15 protein-coding genes are annotated in these 18,257 nt (G+C 40.4%); 4 read left to right on the top strand and 11 right to left on the bottom strand.

The window, feature by feature from the left end; genetic code table 11:
• Positions 1-60: 60 nt before the first annotated feature.
• The gene (locus AC0J5Y_RS11785) at positions 61-321 is read left to right on the top strand and encodes a helix-turn-helix transcriptional regulator (RefSeq protein WP_475130856.1); all 261 of its coding nucleotides are present in this window, start codon (positions 61-63) and stop codon (positions 319-321) included.
• Between the two features lie 77 nt (positions 322-398).
• On the opposite strand, the gene AC0J5Y_RS11790 is transcribed toward AC0J5Y_RS11785, so the two are convergent.
• The 8 genes from AC0J5Y_RS11790 to AC0J5Y_RS11825 form a co-directional block, all read right to left on the bottom strand.
• Positions 399-2,057 (bottom strand): RNA-binding domain-containing protein, encoded by a 1,659-nt coding sequence (locus AC0J5Y_RS11790; RefSeq protein WP_475130857.1) that lies wholly within the window; start codon positions 2,055-2,057, stop codon positions 399-401.
• Between the two features lie 193 nt (positions 2,058-2,250).
• Entirely contained in the window at positions 2,251-3,075 is an 825-nt protein-coding gene (locus AC0J5Y_RS11795; protein WP_475130858.1) for a M48 family metallopeptidase, read from the bottom strand.
• 6 nt (positions 3,076-3,081) lie between these two features.
• Complete coding sequence (locus AC0J5Y_RS11800; RefSeq protein WP_475130859.1) at positions 3,082-6,432, bottom strand: type I restriction endonuclease subunit R; 3,351 nt, start codon at positions 6,430-6,432, stop codon at positions 3,082-3,084.
• On the bottom strand, positions 6,425-7,039 hold the full coding sequence (locus AC0J5Y_RS11805) for an HNH endonuclease family protein (RefSeq protein ID WP_475130860.1): 615 nt from the start codon (positions 7,037-7,039) through the stop codon (positions 6,425-6,427). The genes AC0J5Y_RS11800 and AC0J5Y_RS11805 overlap by 8 nt, the downstream gene beginning before the upstream one ends.
• Positions 7,023-8,501, bottom strand: a complete 1,479-nt coding sequence (locus AC0J5Y_RS11810; protein WP_475130861.1) for an AAA family ATPase — start codon at positions 8,499-8,501, stop codon at positions 7,023-7,025. The genes AC0J5Y_RS11805 and AC0J5Y_RS11810 overlap by 17 nt, the downstream gene beginning before the upstream one ends.
• A 225-nt stretch (positions 8,502-8,726) precedes the next feature.
• On the bottom strand, positions 8,727-8,996 hold the full coding sequence (locus AC0J5Y_RS11815) for a hypothetical protein (protein WP_475130862.1): 270 nt from the start codon (positions 8,994-8,996) through the stop codon (positions 8,727-8,729).
• Between the two features lie 234 nt (positions 8,997-9,230).
• The gene (locus AC0J5Y_RS11820) at positions 9,231-10,223 is read right to left on the bottom strand and encodes a restriction endonuclease (RefSeq protein WP_475130863.1); all 993 of its coding nucleotides are present in this window, start codon (positions 10,221-10,223) and stop codon (positions 9,231-9,233) included.
• Between the two features lie 191 nt (positions 10,224-10,414).
• Entirely contained in the window at positions 10,415-11,077 is a 663-nt protein-coding gene (locus AC0J5Y_RS11825) for a hypothetical protein (RefSeq protein ID WP_475130864.1), read from the bottom strand.
• Between the two features lie 17 nt (positions 11,078-11,094).
• Between AC0J5Y_RS11825 and AC0J5Y_RS11830 the strand changes: the two genes are divergently transcribed.
• Positions 11,095-12,260 (top strand): IS3 family transposase gene (locus AC0J5Y_RS11830; protein WP_475130865.1). Its coding sequence is split into 2 segments (ribosomal slippage): positions 11,095-11,353 and positions 11,353-12,260, totalling 1,167 coding nucleotides; the frame shifts between segments, so codons are not numbered across the junction.
• A gap of 176 nt (positions 12,261-12,436) precedes the next feature.
• Here the strand turns inward: AC0J5Y_RS11830 and AC0J5Y_RS11835 are convergent.
• Genes AC0J5Y_RS11835 through AC0J5Y_RS11845 form a run of 3 tightly spaced genes read right to left on the bottom strand, consistent with a single transcriptional unit; the run spans position 12,437 to position 16,207 of the window.
• Positions 12,437-13,498, bottom strand: coding sequence for a hypothetical protein (locus AC0J5Y_RS11835; RefSeq protein ID WP_475130866.1), 1,062 nt, complete (start codon positions 13,496-13,498; stop codon positions 12,437-12,439).
• On the bottom strand, positions 13,498-14,700 hold the full coding sequence (locus AC0J5Y_RS11840; RefSeq protein WP_475130867.1) for a restriction endonuclease subunit S: 1,203 nt from the start codon (positions 14,698-14,700) through the stop codon (positions 13,498-13,500). Before AC0J5Y_RS11840 ends, AC0J5Y_RS11835 begins: the two co-directional genes overlap by 1 nt.
• Positions 14,690-16,207 carry a type I restriction-modification system subunit M gene (locus AC0J5Y_RS11845; protein ID WP_475130868.1) on the bottom strand — a complete coding sequence of 506 codons (1,518 nt, stop codon included), beginning with the start codon at positions 16,205-16,207 and terminating at the stop codon, positions 14,690-14,692. The genes AC0J5Y_RS11840 and AC0J5Y_RS11845 overlap by 11 nt, the downstream gene beginning before the upstream one ends.
• Before the next feature lie 359 nt (positions 16,208-16,566).
• On the opposite strand from AC0J5Y_RS11845, the gene AC0J5Y_RS11850 reads away from it, so the two are divergent.
• Both AC0J5Y_RS11850 and AC0J5Y_RS11855 read left to right on the top strand, forming a co-directional pair.
• Entirely contained in the window at positions 16,567-17,874 is a 1,308-nt protein-coding gene (locus AC0J5Y_RS11850; RefSeq protein WP_475130869.1) for a tetratricopeptide repeat protein, read from the top strand.
• 32 nt (positions 17,875-17,906) lie between these two features.
• Positions 17,907-18,245, top strand: coding sequence for a YkgJ family cysteine cluster protein (locus tag AC0J5Y_RS11855; protein WP_475132166.1), 339 nt, complete (start codon positions 17,907-17,909; stop codon positions 18,243-18,245).
• The last annotated feature ends 12 nt before the right edge of the window (positions 18,246-18,257 follow it).

Here is an 18,257-nt window from a genome sequence, read left to right on the forward strand (position 1 = left end):
ATATGGGACTCCGTAACTGTATGAGAAGAAAAATTCTCATTAACTTACGAGGAGATAATCATGGAAAATTTGAATGTGAATACACAACAGAACGCAGCCATTTTAAGTGCCCTACAAATACCTCGCATGCTCCCACTTAAGCAAGTCATATATTATACTGGGCTTAGCAGTACAACGATTTACGATATGCTAGATAAAAAATCAAACCGCTATGACCCCACCTTCCCTATTCAGGTAAAACTATCGAAGGGACGCGTGGCATGGGTTGAAAGCGAAGTCGCTGAGTGGATTGAGAATAAGATAGCTGCTCGGATTCACTGATCAAGGATAGAAAATAAGCCGCACTACGCAGCTTATTTTTTGCTGTCTTAACCGCACCTAGCTAGGTTTAGCCGCATCTAGCTAGGTTTAGCTACAAGATACCAGACTTGATTCTTAGATATAACTAAACCATCGCGGCGCATTTTTTGTAATAGGTTACGCACTTTATGTTTGCGCTGTTGGTCGTCTAATACTTGCGGTAATTTATTAGTCAGCATCTTATCAAAGTCAGCTAACCTACCTCGCTCAAATGTCTTGAGGTACTCTATAATCAAGCTTTGATAATGCATGTCATCTAAGCCACGCATCTGCATATACTCTGCCTGCTGCTCTGTATGCCTCGCCACATCAGCAGCAATCATATAATTATTTTTACGCCCTTCTATCAGTGATTTTTTACGTAGCGCTTCTGCTTCGTTTTCAGTGATCGCTTGCCCTTTTTGCACTTTATCAAGTGCTATGATGTCGTGTAATGTGAGATTATCAACTGTCGCTAGCTGCTTGGCATACTCTTGGTCAAGCACTTTACCTGTGAATTTTACACGTACTCTTTCATGGGTTAAGTCATAATCTGGCAAAGGAAAAAAACGCTTGTATTGAATCTGATACATTTTTTTGATGCCACTACCGATGGTATCCATCATATTTAAATTGACCATGGCATTGACCAAAAACGGATTGCGATAGCTCGCCTCAGGCGCATCTTGCAATAAGACATTATCGATGGTTTTAGGAATAAACTCGCCACTATTTTGAAACACCAGCGTTGAGTCTTCTTTTTCGACCACCGTAATACGTCCGCCTAGCTGATAATCTTGATGACCAATGGCATTACTTAATGCCTCACGAATGATATAAGGATCGTACTGCTGCACCTCTTCAGGAAATAGCGTACCAGCAGGCATGTAGCGGTAATTTAGGTTGCGGATTTTGTTATAAACCTCATCCAAGGCTAACAAAAACGGCGGTTCAAAATGTTGATAATCTTTTTCAATACCATCAACGCCCTTTAGAATCCAAGTGATATGCGCTTGCGCTGGGCTTAAAAAATACGTGGATTCGTAACGCCCTAATAAAATGATAGCGGTATTGGTGATCTGACCGCGAATGGTAATTTTGGCTTTATTTAAAAAAGTGATGTCATCCCATCCTTTTATGTCCTCAGCCAAACGTTTGTTCTTATCAGCAAAGACTTGTCTGGCCACAACAATGGCTTTAGGATCAAGGTCTTCAAGCGTTGCCTCATGGCAAATCTCGGCACTCCAATCATCCGCTCGGTTTTGCCAGAGCTTACGGCTTTGATCTGGGTATTGCTTAAGCAGTTTTGTGAAGCTACCGATACGAATGTAAGGCTCATGCAAAAAACTAATGGGCGTATCGGTAGCTGCGGGAATCTCGAACAGTACTACCGCTTTACCATCAATCCTTAGCTCATGGATGGTGAAGTGGATCTTGGGGCTTAAACGGCTCACCAGCCAATGTTCTAAGTCTTCGTTGCCTTTGGCTTTTTTTGTTTTCGGGCTAAAGCTTGTGCCCACAATGTGATGCGTACCATCCTCTACCCCAAACACCAAGTAGCCAAACTTCTTATCAGCCAAACAAGCGCCATTGGCAAGCGCAGATATCCGTTGCCCTATCTCATCAGGACTATGAAAGTTATGCTTAAACTCAAGCCACTCTTGTTCGGTTGGTTGCTGGATAAGCTTTAGGACAAGATGTTGATAGTAGTCGGACATGGCAAAAGCTTCATTAATTGATCAAAAATTAGTATAACGGAAAAGCTTGATTGAACAAAAGATGTATAGAGAATAAAAGGATAGTGTCTATAAATGTGAAATCTACTTGAGATTTTAATAGATAAGATATTAGGCTTACTTCATTTTTATGGTTAACTAAATATTTATTTCAACATACTCCTCTAACTCCAAATCACTCATTCAAATACAGCTCAGCCATACCATCAAGTCTCGCTTTTACCTCTTTCCAGTTCGGCATGACTTGGGTCAATAAACGCCAAAAGTGCTCACTATGATTATGCTCTGCGATATGACACAGCTCATGCAATATTACATAATCAATGCATTCTTTCGGCGCTTTGACTAAATGCGGATTGAGGATTAAATTGCCTTTATTTGAGCAGCTTCCCCATTGTTTTTTCATGGTCATTAACTTCAATGAAGGATTATTTTTTACCCATGAGGCCTTATACATCAAGGCCTCAAGCCTCTCTCTAGAGACCGACGTAAATTTATCTTTATACCATTTATCAATCAAGCTTTTCACGAGAGCCGCTCGTTTTTCAGCGTCTAATTCAGAATCACTTTGAGACAATTCTACATGTAACTTACCGCGACTGAGCTTCACCGTACTGTTTATTTTATCGTTAGTTTTTGCATCGGTTATCACTTTTAACACATAACGACGACCCAGATAAAACTGGGTCTCACCGCTGACATAACGTTTGGGCAATACATGATCTTTTTGTTTGGCAAAGTCCTGTAGGTTTTGCCATATCCAGCGCGCGCGTTTCATCATCGCGTCATGGATCATCTCATCCGTAGCATCGATAGGCACTGTGGCAACCACACGCTGATCAGGATGTACCTTAATCACAACTTTGCGAGGTTTGCTTTTTTCAGTGGTGATCATGTCAGCTTTAGACTTACCTGTTGTTGCTTTATACGTTACTTCTTTACGCACGATTTCGTAGTAGATCTTATCTTGACCATAATAAAAAATGCCATTCTCAGTCATTGCCTACTACCCTCTTGCTGCTCGTGGGCTACTTGCCTCTCTCGTGCTTTTTGTTTCTCTTGAAAGCCCAATTCGGGTAATTTTTAGTACTGCTTCAATGAGCTGCTGCGCTTTATCGATACCTAGGTCAGCAAATAACATTGGCAATAAGCGTCTATTAATCGCATTTTCAATTTCACTGGCATTGATTGAATATTCCGCCACATTCGTTTTGACTACTTCATCAATCTCAAAGGCATAAGCGACGAGCTTATCATTATCTAACTCTTTATCCGCTAAGCTATCATTATCACCAGCAGCGTCAAATAAATGCTTAAACAAACCAAAATAAGCCTGAGCATGTTTGTTTAATTTGCCATTGCCATCGATAAATCTATTTGGTACATCAGCGACATCACGGTCTTTTACGGCTTGCTCGAAGTCAGCAAACATCATGTACTGCTTCACTGGTGCATCAAACATGGCTTTGGCATCAGCAATCGCTTGCTTAAGTAATTTTGAAAAATACTCTTGGGCATAAGGATCATCAGCCAGATCTTGCTCAATCATCTTGGTCACACGACCAGTAATTTTATCTGTTTGGTTACGCGCTTCATCATCACTCATCGCCTCAGGCTTAGCGTTTTTTCCTAAGTTATCGACTAGGTAAACACCTTTGGCTTCGCGAACCTCAAGGCCTGCGATATGCTTATCGAGTAAGCTACGAATATCTGCTTCATACTCATCGTAGTCAATGGTTTCATCTGCATCTTCACGGACTTGCTTACGTAGATTGATAAAGGCTTTTACGTCTTGCTTATAACGATCACGCTTGCCATCAAACGAGGCATCTTCAAAGAAAGACGCTGACTGCAAGGCAATTTTCATGGCGTTAGAAAATGCGGTCAAAGCAGCATAAAAGTCGTCACGTTCTTTGAGCTTGGTATCGACTACTCTGCCCTCTACTTCTTGCATCTTTGGCGCAAGCACTTGTCTTAGCGCTTGCCCATCTTGCTTGTTTTTCACCGATGAGAATATCGCCCAAAGCTCGTTATGCAGTCTTGGTAGCTGCTTGTACTCGGTATCCATCGCGTTATACAGACCTTTGAGGTCTTCGATATCAAAGCCACCTTGCGTACGCTCAGCTAAGTCTTGGTATTTCTCAATGGTGATATCCAGCTCTTTTAAGATGCCGCGATAATCAATCAGATAACCAAAGCGTTTTTTCTCATGCAAGCGGTTTACACGTGCAATTGCTTGAATCAAGTTATGCTGCTTTAATGGCTTATCGATATAAAGGACGGTGTTCTTTGGCTCATCAAAGCCCGTTAGTAGCTTATCAACGACAATCATAATGTCAGGACCATCATCCTGACTAAAGGCTTCTATGATGGCTTTGGTATAGGCTTTTTCATCACCGCCGTACTGATTGGCGACATTATCTTGCCACCATCTCTGGACGATGTCTTTTGACTCGCCATCGACGGTATCATGCCCTTCACGAGTATCAGGTGGTGACATGGCAACCACTGAGGTCACTTTGCCAATCTTATCCAATGCCATTTTATAGCGGATAGCCGAGGCTTTAGAATCACAAGCCAACTGACCTTTTAGATGTTGCTGTTTAAAGTTTTGGAAGTGATCAGAGATGTCATGAGCGATCAGCTCAATACGACCTTCAACCTGATAGATTTGACCTTTTTGCGAGAACTTACGTTTTAGATCCGTTTTTTGATCATTGGTCAGCTTTTGGGTGATACGGTCAAACCAGCTATCTATGGCGGCATCATTGGTATTCAGCTCAGGGATACGCTCTTCGTATAAGAGTGGCGTAACGGTTTTATCTTTGACCGCTTGCTGCATGGTGTAGGAGTGAATGATGCTGCCGAATTTGTTCTCAGTCTTATCATCCTTTAATAATGGCGTACCCGTAAACGCAATAAAGGCGGCGTTTGGCAGGGCTTGCGCCATGCGGATATTGTTCTCACCGTTTTGGCTACGGTGACCTTCATCGACCATGACGATGATGTTTGGGCTGTCGTTATAGCACTCATCATACTTAACGGCTGCGCCAAACTTATTAATGATCGAGAAGATAACCCGCTCATTACCGTGCCCAATCTGCTGCGCTAGACGGCGACCAGAAGTTGCCATCGCATCCGTTTTGTCGCGATCACTAAGCACACCACCAGAAGCAAAGGTTTTACTAAGCTGGGTCTCAAGATCGACACGATCGGTGACGACAATGACGCGACACTTGGCGAGTTCTTCTAACCAAATAAGTGCTTTGGAAAAGAATACCATCGTAAAAGACTTACCACTGCCTGTGGTATGCCAAATGACACCGCCCTCACGACTACCCTTCTCGTCAAAGGTACTGATACGCTCAATCAGAGCTTTGATGCCAAAGACTTGCTGATAACGGGCAACAATTTTGCCAGCTTTTTTATCAAACAAGGTAAACATGCGTGTCATCTCAAGTAGACGCTGTGGCTGTAAAAGGCTGATGATTAAGCGATCTTGGTCAGTGACGACTAGATCGCCGCCATCAACTAATGACTTATACTCCTCTTTGATAGAGGTAGGACGATGAGCAAATAGGTTGTTAATCTGCTCATCGCTGAGCTTTTGATTTTTTAGACGCGCAAACTCAGGCTCAGAGATCTCTTCTTCAACCCATTTTGCCCAAAACTTCTCAGGCGTGCCGCAGGTGGCGTACAGACCGTCATTACCATTGACCGCTAGCAATAATTGGCTATAGGCAAATAGATGTGGGATTTCTTTTTGATGTTGATTGCGAATATGCTGGGACACCGCTTGAGCATTGGTCGATTGCCACTCTCGACTAGAGTCAGGGCGCTTGGCTTCGATCAATGCCAGCGGTAAACCATTCACAAAGCAGACAATATCAGGTCTACGACTGTTCGTGCCCTCGCTATTAAGTACCACCAGCTCTTCGGTAACGTGAAAACTATTATTACCAATATTATTCCAATCTATCAGAGCGATAGTCTGTGAGGTTTTTTTACCATCGATAAACTCAGTCACAGTCACGCCATAGAGCATAGCGTTATATAGCGCCTCGTTTGCAGCCTGCAAGCCTAAGTTCATCGCTGGGTTTAGCTCGTGCATGATTTTATCGATTGCACTGTCTGATAAAGGATGCGCCTGACCTTCAAACGTAAAAGTTTGCTTGGCTAAAAACGCACGCATGATAGGCAATAGCATCACCTGATTGGTGGCTTTATTTGAGGCAACCTTTGAGCGCATGGCGATGCATTGGCTGGGTGGAATAAACTGATAGCCGAGCGTAGTGAGCAAGGTTAAGGCAGGAATTTTTGAGCTGAATTCTTCGGCGAAGTTGATGCTGTTAGTCATTTAGCCATCCTTGTAATACATTGATAATCACAGGCGCAAATGCTTCAAGTTTACCTTCTTCTAGTTGCGCTAATTCGTCTATCATTATATTTATCAGATAGTCATCCTCTATAGCATCCTCACCATATGTGAAAAGTATAGTATCGATAAATATTTTTCTTTGCTCAGTCAAAGACCTATTGTCTAAATTTAATACATCGATGGTTTTTTGAGCGTCATCGGTTAAACCCACCACTCTACCGCTGAGCTTAAAATCTAAATCTGTTTCACATTCAACGTCGAAAGGCGTTAACGGTAATGTCTGTGACCCATGTGCATTATCGCACTGATTGGCCGTTGTACAACTGGCAACGATATTGGTGTAATCAAGGCTTTTATGAGGTGCTGTCTTTCTTGCTATGACATGCTCATTCATTGTATCGTCGCTGCTGCCTGAGATTTGTTTGCAGCAGTAAGCACATAAATAAAACTGCTCTATGGTACATGCCAAACGGATATCTTGTCTTGTTTCAACCGTCAGATCACTATAGTTGCCTTGCTTATTGCGACGTTTAAACTGACTTAAACTTGCTGGCTCGAAACCTACTTGTTTACTTATTTTTCGCAAGCTGCAGCTCCTTTTTACGAAGCAGCAATCTTGCTTTGGCAAGCTCCATATTGCCTGCTGGCAGCTCACGACCTAGTGCTTGCATTAGCATCTTGGCATTATTGACATCACCGTCATGAATGGCATCTAATAAGTCATTAAGCTTACTATTAATATCAGGGTTACGAACGTCTGTGTCCATTGCCTCTAGCAATACGGTGTTAACGTCGGCACCATATAAAGGCGGCAATGCACCAATCTCACCATCACTTAGCAGATAGACCAATATGCCTTTTTGATCACTGATGACCAAAGGAGAATGGGTGCTAAGTATGATCTGACAATTGGGGAAAGTAGCCGTGAAGCGTGGCACAAGATTACGCTGCCAACTAGGATGCAAGTGCATATCGACTTCATCAATTAAGATAATGCCATCACCTTGTAGTGGGTCATCAAGAGCTGGGTTCATCATCGCTAAACGACGGGCAATATCGCCTACCAACGCCATCAATGACTTCTCTCCTTGTGAGAGCTGCATGACATTGAGTGACCTGCCATCTTTATCGACCGCCATATGTAGGCGTGGTTTGCGTTGAACGCGGATATTACTGAGATCAGGCATAAAAGCTGTGATCGCAGTTCTGACTGCGTTTAGTTGTTTATCTTGATATCTATATTTCGAAATTTTGAGATTTTCTATTTTTTCTAATACGTCTTGCACACTCATTCCAATACTTTCTACACCATTGTCTTTCACAACTTCTATATTGTCTTGCTCCCTTTTATAACTATTGTTAGCGTAGTCTCCAAGCATTACCTTCATCTTATCGAAAATATTCAAATCATTATCAAAGAAGAGCTCTACTCTTCTACTTTGCTCCTCATTCTCAATATCTTCACGCTCACGAAACCATTCAAAAAACCGTCGAAAGTCCACGCCATGATTGAGCGCGCTGTCATAGCCATCTATCTGATCAAAATTGTGCTTGCTTCTTATCTTTAACGGAATGTCCAAGACTGAACGTTCAACAGGGTAATAAGCGATCAATGGCAGGCTGGCATTGTCATTATCGGTGAGCTTCTGACGGTAACTATCTACTAGCTTAGAAAGTTGACTTAGGTTGCTAGACTTCTCACTTTTACGCCCTTTTCGTACTTTTACGAGCGTCCATTGGTACAATAAAAATGATATCTCACTATCCGTTTTAATATCATCGGACAAATATAATGAAATACCAGCAGCTGACGCATTGTCTATGATATTCAGCTCATCGATGGTCGTGCCATTACCTTTTTCAGTGCGCAAGCGTGCAACGAACCAGCTTAAAGAAGTTGCTAATGCGTTTAGTATGGAAGTCTTACCAGCACCGTTATTACCAATGAATACCGTGACATTCGACTGATTACTCTCAGTTGGGGCAAAGTCTACCTCAAGGTTTTCAAAGCGTCCTAGATTATTTAGCGTGAGTTTTTTTATATCCATGAGTATATCCAGTCGCTTTCTTATGTGATCGATCTATAAAGAGCCTTATACCTTTTCAGTATAGCAGTGCGCTACGGTTTGTCGCTACAATGAAGCGTGACGTCTTTTTTTGCTTTAAAAAAGGCAATAAAAAACCGCCATGATTGCTCGTTACCCAAAGGGTATGAAGCATGGCAGTTATATTGAATAAAGCACAATACGTAGAAACAAGCGTTATTCATCTTTCTATTTCGGAAAAAATTTACTTGGATCTAATCCAATCAATTTGTGTTTTGCATCAATAAAGTCTATATCGGACAATAGGACATCCTTATAAGAAATGCTCTTTTCCTCATCTTTTTTTCCTGTCAATTTTGAGTATCTTTCTACATCGACAGTGTCATTACTAAAGTTTATTTTAGATATAACAAAATAAAAATTGTGCTCTTTTGCTCCCATCTTTTGATATGTAACTGGCATTCCAGTTTCTAATTTATCGAATAAATCTTGTTTCATATTCATCTCCATTCAAGTATTTATTAAGTTATTTATGTACATTTTTATCAAAACGCTCAGTATCAATAAGCTAAGTTTAGGATCTAGCCTACATATCACACCTATTCATAAGTCATGACTCATGTCTTGCCCATCAAAGGTTGATGATGCGACGTATATCTATGCTTTCGCTCGATATCTGTAAGTAGCAATACATATGCATGGAGTGAGTTTGGTACACATTATAAATTTGCGTCATAACAGCGTAGGCAAGCTCGATATCCCGAGTGATGAGAGACTGTCATCTGATAACAGATTAAGATTATCGTATATCCAGTTTACGAAATCTGCGCCTGCTAGCACCGTTACATCATGCAACTCTGCAAAATCGGTATTTTTAAATTCCGCTGTTGTGATGAGAACTCTATCAATGTGCGTATAGTCATCTTCATTAATCTCGTACTCTGCCACTTGTCTGATACCACGATTGCCTGTTGTACCTTCATGATGTTTTACTTGGATAAAAATGCCTTCCTTCTTTTCTGAGAACTCTGAAAAACGTGTGGCAATGACATCGACATCTTGTATGCCCGATTTCTCATTTTTCGCAGGTATACGTGCAGTGTAGTTTTTAGCTTCCAAGATTTCCTTAATAAGGTGTTCAAGACCAATGCCACCAGACTGAAGGTTTATATCTTTATTACTGCGCAATCTAGATAGTAGATCAACTTTAAATTTCTCAGTATTTTGCTGTATTTTAAATTCTTGCTCGTTGTTCCATGTATATAGCTTGTCGTTCTTAACCGATTCTATATGCTTGTATAACTCGTCCGAAAACTCATTCAAATCACAAACAGTCATGCGTATTTTAAGTCTGTTTTGCAGGGCAGTTGATAAGTTACCTCTAGGGATAAAGTAACCATCCTTATGCTTTAGATATCTGACAGATATTCTATTCTCCCCATACTGAATGCCTTCGGTAACAGGTTGATAACTTTTCTCACCAACTATTTCCGCAATAGCAACTGCTCCAGAAAAAGGAACAATCACATAGTCACCTTGCTTAAGATTAAAATAGCGCTTTATTTGGTTGGTTTGTCGCCCTCTGTTGATGCCTTGAAACCCTTGCTCAATTAAATCTTTGACAGTCTCAAATTGAGAAAAATTAACACTCGCCCAACCATAGCCAATCTGATTATTTTTAATAAGTTTGGGACTTCTGACCATCACAAAATTAACTTGAGCCATTTACAAATTTCCTTTTAGGTGAGATATAAAAACCAATCATGTTCTATATGTATATTGATGTTCAACGATCAATCTACGCTTACTCTCCAATAACTGCTAGGCTACAAGCGCTAATAGCCAGTGTGATGAGTAACGATTAGGCGGGTTGATGCTAGGATTAGTCATACCAGTATTGCGTAAGAAGTGTGGAGCTAGTCACGACATTTTTTATAAGTTGATGCAGAGTCATTCCAACCAGCTTGAATACGTACACTTTTATCTGCTAGATATTCATATCTTACACTGTCCACCACTGGGTTGGCTTCATAATAAAATGCGCCAGTGACATCTAATACATTAGAAGAGCTGGGCTCTACTTTTATCATCTTGAAGTGTTGAGTGCCATTTGAAGAGCCCGTACTGTCGCTTAGGAACGCTGACTGACGACTTGCTTTGGCATACTCGCATTCTCCCCAAGCGCCTTGGTATTTTTTAGGAACCAAACTAGATTGCTTTGAGTAGACGTAAGAGCCATTAAAAGCTTTTTCAATAGACATGCAGTTGGTCAAGTTTTTTAGTTGAATTTCATTGGGTGAAAACTTAACCTCAACTTGGCAACCTAAGTTGGGTTGATACTCTAGGTAAGCACTCTCTGGTACTGTAAAGACAACAGTGCTATTGTCTTGAATGGGCTTGGCTTTACTAGCGGTAACAAAGCTAGAGTCGCCAATCATATTGGCAAGGAAAAGCTCATAATGCTTTGAACCTTCATAATCAAAACTGCTTAGATGTACTCGCTTATTTGTTCCGCTAACATAGACACCTTCTGAGCTATGCTGAAGAAACCGTACAACTAAACTTGGTAAACTAAGCACAACAACAGGAGTTTACCATGACCAAGAAAGTAAGAACCTACAGTGACGAATTTAAAGCAGAAGCCGTTAAGAAAATAGCAGACAATAACGGTAATGTTTCAGCCACAGCCAAGCAACTTGGCATAGCGATGCAAACGTTATCGAACTGGCAGAACAAAGCCAATCAAGGCAAGCTTATTGGCACAGAACAATATGATCCTGATCTTATGAGTGCTCTTCAAGAAATAAAGCAGCTCAAGCGGCAGCTTAAAGTAGCTGAAGAGGAGCGCGAAATTCTAAAAAAGGCGACGGCGTACTTTGCAAGGCACAGCTAGTCAGGTACGCCTTCATCAAAGATAACCAGCACCTTTTTCGCATCACCACTATGTGCCGCGTGCTAAGTGTTAAGTTATCAAGCTATTACGACTGGCTGGGTCGTGATCTCAGCGACCAACAGATACATCGCAATCAGTGTGAACTACTGGTTAAAGTCGCTCATACTCAGACCAAGCAGTGCTATGGCGTAGATCGACTGCATGCCCACCTAAGAGCGCAAGGGTACGATATCAGCCAATATATGGTTAGAAGCATCAAAGAAGAATACGGCATTAAATGCCGTCGTCACAAGCGCTTTAAAGTCACCACTGACTCCGATCATAACAAGCTCGTCTATCCAAACGTGCTGGATCAGAAGTTTGATGCAAACCGTCCTAATGAAGCATGGGTAAGCGATATTACTTATATCTGGACTGCTGAGGGCTGGCTTTACTTGGCAGGCGTTAAAGATTTATATACCAAAGAGGTGGTCGGCTATGCTATCAACAAGCGCATGACCGCAGATTTAGTTTGCCGTGCACTCAATATGGCAATCAAGAATAAACGTCCAAGCAAAGGGCTAATCGTTCATTCAGACAGAGGCAGTCAGTACTGTAGCCATGCCTACCACAAAATCATCAAGCAGCATCACTTTACAGGCTCTATGAGTGGTCGTGGCAATTGTTATGACAATGCGCCAATAGAAAGCTTCTGGGGCATATTAAAGAATGAGCTAATATATCATAAGGACTATAAAACACAATTCACAGCCATTACTGATATCATCAAATATATCGAGCTGTATTACAATCAGACTAGGATTCAAAAGGGTTTGGGCTATAAATCGCCAAGACAGGTGTGGTTTGACTTTTATCGTCAGGCTGCGTAACTAAATTCTCCCAAGTTTAGTTCTACGGGATTGACAGCAGGGGTCATTCTACTACTGGAGCAGCCATAGCCGTTAAAGGTAATATTGAGAGTAGTACTATAGCTTTTTTGAACATGAGTTTATATCTTCTTATAATCATTTTTCTATAGGAACTTCATAGGTTTGTGAAACACAACCTACGGTTGCATACTTTGTGTTAATACTCGTAAAGTTTTGAGCTGTCTTTCTTGGAAGGTTTGAAGTAGGTCTGGTAAAATCAGATTAAACTTCACTTCCTGAGAATAAAAGAACTTTCGATTGACATAACCTTCTATTCTACCGTTTTCATCCGTATCAGGCAGAAGGATATATCGCTCAACTAACTCATTATTTTCATAATTTTCATATATTCTTGGAGTATCATCTAATAAACTGTTGTGGATTAACTCGTTGCGATAAGACTCTATCCCATTAATAAAAGCATCCTTTTCAAAAAGAGTTCCTATGCTTTCGTTAATCTTAAGCTTTTTCTTATCACTGTAAAGTTTATTATTTGATGCTAATTTAGGATATTTCTCAAAGCTAGTTTTGATCTTCTCAATCTCATAAGCAAGCTTCGTTTGATAATCTAGCAAGCTATGAAGTCTTATATAAATCAATGCCATTAAACCAATTAGCTTATTGGCTATAGGAGACTTTGTAGTCCTATACATCTGCTTATCACTATTAGATAAGCCTGATAACTCTGATAACTCTGATTCAAAGTTTAGAATGTAATAAAAATCTCCGCTCAGATAAATCACTTCTTTTGAAATTTCCTGAATATTAGAAATTAAGTTGAAAACATCTATGGTATAAAGGTATTTGTGTAGAAATTTTTTATCGTCAGCATCAGTTAACTGTCCTAATACTTTATCAAATTCACTTTTGCTTAACGAACTTTCAGGATTGTAACCTGTGTCGACCAGCATGTTTCTCCAATCAGTATTGATTGAGCTTTCTGCATCTAGGTACTCTTGAGAACTTCCCCACAGTTTTATTTCGACCTCTGTATATAGTAGTAAATACTGCGACTCTAGAGAATAAATTGTGGTTTGATTTGGAAATGACCAATAACCTGTAGGATTATAGAACAGGAAGTCAGTATGATCAGTTGGCATGGTTTCTAATGGAATACCACCCAGTCCTAAATACATAGATTTTTCTAAGCTTTTAGGAATCATCGAAGGCGATACTCTTCCTGTACTTTTAGCATTCATCAATCAACCATCACCCGCTTCTTACCCGTCAACAACACCTGCATCAGCGCCTTTTTCTCTTGCTGCAAATCAGCCAACTGCTGCTCAAGCAATTCGATTTCTTTATCAGCATTGGTTAATACAGTGGCGATTTTTTGTTGTTCTTTTAAATTTGGAACGGAGAGGTTTAACGATTTAATATCATTACTGTTTACAGCTTCAAAAGTGCTACCTTGCGAATAGCGTTCCCACTTTGTTTCAAATGATAAAAGCCATTGATATAAGTAATCTTGAGAGTGATTTTTCTTGGCTTTTATGGCAGCAATACCACGTCCAATACAAGCATGATGATTGGATATAGCAACTGTACCAACTGGGGCTCTGACACTAAATAAAATATCATCAATATGACATTCTTTAGTTATTTGTGACGTATAAATTCTTGGCGTTGATTTTCTGTTTTTAATATCTGCATTACCTTGGAGCAAGGGTAGACCGTCACCGATCTCGTTATAAGCTTCAGATTTTGGAGAAGAACCCATTGTAATTTGAGCTACTTCTGACAACTTAACTTCTTCCCACTCACCCTCAAACCGCTTACCCGACTCATCAAGCAACCGCTTTTTGCCCGTTAGTAACTGCTGCATCAAGGCTTTTTTCTGCTGGGTACTATTCTCAATTAAACGTTCAGTGGTGCTAATCGCTTTATCCCAAGTAGATAGGATTTTGGCGATTTTTTGTTGTTCCTGTTTTGACGATGCTACCATAATAGGTAGTTCAGAAAGTATAGTGGTATTTAGATTTAGCATTGTCTGCCCAACGGCATTCTGCTCTAGCCACTTTCTTACTGTACTTTTTTGCAGAAAGTAAGATAAAAATAAAGCTGAATTTTCTTTACTAATAGAGGCTTTTAAACATCCTGTTCCACATAGTGCGCCTTCAGATTCTTCTGTTATTAAACCAAATCGAGCAACATCACCCCTTCTACTAAATAAAATATCGCCTTTTTTTAATTTATGCTTAACAAGGTCATCAGCTCTAGTTTCTGGTATTTTTGCTGCATTATTAATATCTGCTCTGCCGTCAATCAAATCTTTCGGCATTAAAACTGGAATACCTTCATCTGTATATTCGTGAGCATGAAGTTGACTACCGAAAGGTCCAGTTTGAATTTTACTAGAAATATCACCAAGTGAAGTTAGTTTCCAACCATTAGGCACCATAACCCAACTCCTTTAAAAACCCTGCCATCTCAGTCTCTAAGCTATCCAATTCAGCTTTCAACTCAAGACGTTCAGCACGCACCGCCTCCAAATCAATCTCTGTCTCTTCCTCAAAAGTATCGACATAGCGTGGAATATTTAGGTTAAAGTCGTTTTCTTTTATTTCATCAAAGCTGGCTAGATAAGCATATTTATCAACGCTTTCCCGCGCCTTATAAGTAGCGATGATTTTATTAATATTGTCATCGGTGAGCTGGTTTTGGTTTTTACCTGATTTAAACTCATTGCTGGCATCGATAAACAATACCTTGTCATCGGTTTTGTTCTTTTTAAACAATAAAATAGCCGCTGGAATACCGGTTCCAAAGAACAGCTTTTCTGGTAAGCCAATCACCGTATCGAGCAGGTTTTCTTCGATGAGCTGCTGACGGATTTTGCCTTCACTAGACGCACGGAACAGCACGCCATGCGGCACCACCACACCCATGCGACCAGTCGCAGGTTTGAGCGTTTCAATCATATGACTGATAAAGGCATAGTCGCCCTTGGTCTTGGGCGGCACACCGCGATGGAAGCGACCATAGGGATCGCTGCTGGCATCGTCATGACCCCATTTATCTAGTGAAAACGGCGGGTTGGCCGTCACCACATCGAACTGTAATAAGTGCTTGCCATCTTTATCGAGTAGCAGCGGATTACGGATGGTATCGCCCCACTCGATACGGTGGTTGTCCTCACCGTGTAGGAACATATTCATCTTTGCCAGTGCCCATGTCGAGCCAATGGCTTCTTGACCGTATAGCGCATACTTCTTAGAATTTGAGTTTTTGCGTACCATCGCCCCGCACTTAATGAGTAGCGACCCTGAACCGCAGGCAGGATCACAGATTTCATCCCCTTCGACAGGCTCAAGGATAGTCGCTAGCAAATTCGATACTTCGGGCGGTGTATAGAACTCGCCCGCCGTCGCGCCACTACTCGCGGCAAAGTGCTTGATTAAGTATTCGTAAGCATTACCAATCACATCGAGGCTGCCGACCCGCTCAGCACTTAGATTCAGAATGTCTTTGCCAAAGTCTTCTAATAAATGGCGGAGTAGATCATTTTTTTGCTTTTCTTGACCCAGTTTATCGGTGTTAAAGCTGATGTCTTGGAAGACGTTTTTGAGCTTGGTGCCGTTGGCTTCTTCAATGGCATGGAGTGCCTCATCAATACGTTGACCGTTGCCCGGCTGATGACGCTGCTCGTATAAGTCCCAAAAACTTGCACCCTCAGGCAATACAAAACGCTGCTTGGACATCATGGCGTGGATCAGCTCTGGGTTGTCGCCAAACTGCTCAACCAGTTTAGTGTATTCATCTTTATAAACATCAGACAGATATTTGAGGAACAGCATGGTTAAGATAAAGTCTTTATAGGTATCGGCACTGATGACCCCACGAAAGGTGTCACAGGCGTTCCAGACGGCTTTGTTGATATCGTCTTGATTGATTTGGTTAGTGGGCATACCGACTATCCCTTATTTATTTGTTATTTCGTTAAACGAATATACGATTGATTAATTTGGTGTATTACGCGTATTCATCGCAATAGCATTATATATTTGCTGTCTCTGGTTGATACTCGGTTATGACACTTTTTACTTTTGCATGGGATAACGGTATATAGTCATTAATTTATGCTGTTTATCTAAGCCAAATGTAATATGTCACTATGAGATATATAGGTCTTTCTTTACATGAATTAATATCTGAAAATCTCACTAAATTGCAATAAATTAGAAACAATAGTTTACAAAGTGTTATATGTTGTGAATAATACCATAAAAGCCGCTGAAGCTTATATCAAAGAACTTGGAGCAACCCGATGTACCAAAATTCCGCCAGCAAAAACTACCTTGAAGCACAAATGCTAATTGGAATGGACTATCTCAATGGAAATGGTATATCACAAGACTATGCTAAAGCACTTGAGTGGTTTAAAAAATCAGCTAGTGAAAATTATGCACCAGCTCAAGATAGTATTGGATGCATGTATAACAATGGTCACTGTGTTGACCAAGATCATTTTAAAGCATTTGAGTGGTTCCAAAAAGCAGCCCATCAGAACTACCATACAGGACAAGTCAATCTTGCATTGATGTATAAAGACGGTTTAGGTGTTGCACAGGATCATATCAAAGCCCTTGAATGGTTCCAAAAAGCGGCTGATCAAGGTGATGACGTTGCAAAATATAATATCGATTTACTAATAAAAGAGGACGCTGAAACTCAAAATGCGAATAGCACTCAAATAATTGTTGAGCAACCAGATACTGTTAGCGAAGACATAAACTCTAATAAAGCATTGCTAATACCATTACGTAGTTTCTTTGACGATTACTTCCGTGATGAGTCTAAAAGATTACCACTTAATGCAGGCGGTGGTGTGTGGTTTCCTGAAAGTATGAGTGAGGAAGAATTACTCAAATATATCGATAGAACCGAGAAAGCGCAAGCAGCAACAGGCTTTGAAGTTCCTTTTGCTTTAGGAATATTGAATATAGATATAACTGCCAGCCAAAACCTACAAGAAGGTATCTATTTGCATTTCAGCGAGGAAGAAGATGGGTACGTTATTATTCTAAAAAATGCCTCAAACGATTGGGATGCAGTTGTTGAGCTTGCGTCAGCCCACTACGATCAGTCAAATCAGATACTCTATATAAACGAATATGCCATAAAGTCTACTGATCAAGTGGCCCGCTCCTATGCAGAGCTGCTATCAGACTGTATCAATGCCTACCTAAACCAAAATAAAGAAATTGCAGTAGAGCAAATAGAAGATATCTATTCATATGTTATCACTGATGCCTTAGATAACATTGATGAACGTATTGAGGATATAGAAGACAAAATTGCTATGTTATTAGAAAATGATGAGTCTATTGACGAAGAGCAAGCACTGCTAGATTTAATATATGAGCTATCAGAAAAAATATCTACTATTGAGCAATATAAATTAAGCACTGATAATAATGAAGAATTTCTCGATTTGATGGATGACTTTCAAAAAATCGCTACTGAGGTAAGTTCACGCTTTGTTGACATGAATGAACGTGGCGTGATATTAGAGAATGAGCAACATATAGAAGATTTGACGAAAAACATAACAGAAAGAATCGAAGCATTGTGAAAAGTACGGATACACCAAATCAAGAGAGTATTGTGAGAATAATAGAGTCTAAATTTATAGAGAAACCACCTAAACTAAGTCACACTCTTTCAAAAGATAAGTTTCCTTGTAATCAATGTGGCTGGTGCTGCCAGAACCTGCAAAATCAAAAACTATATGAGAGCTTAGACAGTGGTAATGGAGTGTGTATTCACTTCGATAAAACCAATAATAATTGCGGTATTTATGAAGACAGACCTTTAATTTGTAATATCGAGGCAATGTATTTTTACGCTTTCTCTACTATGAATTATGAAGACTATATAAATCTGAACATTAGTGCCTGTCAGAAAGCTCAAATAGAAAACAACTTACCGATTATACAGGTTTAAATAACCAAGGAG

The organism is Psychrobacter sp. TS_SC_6, assembly GCF_056156305.1.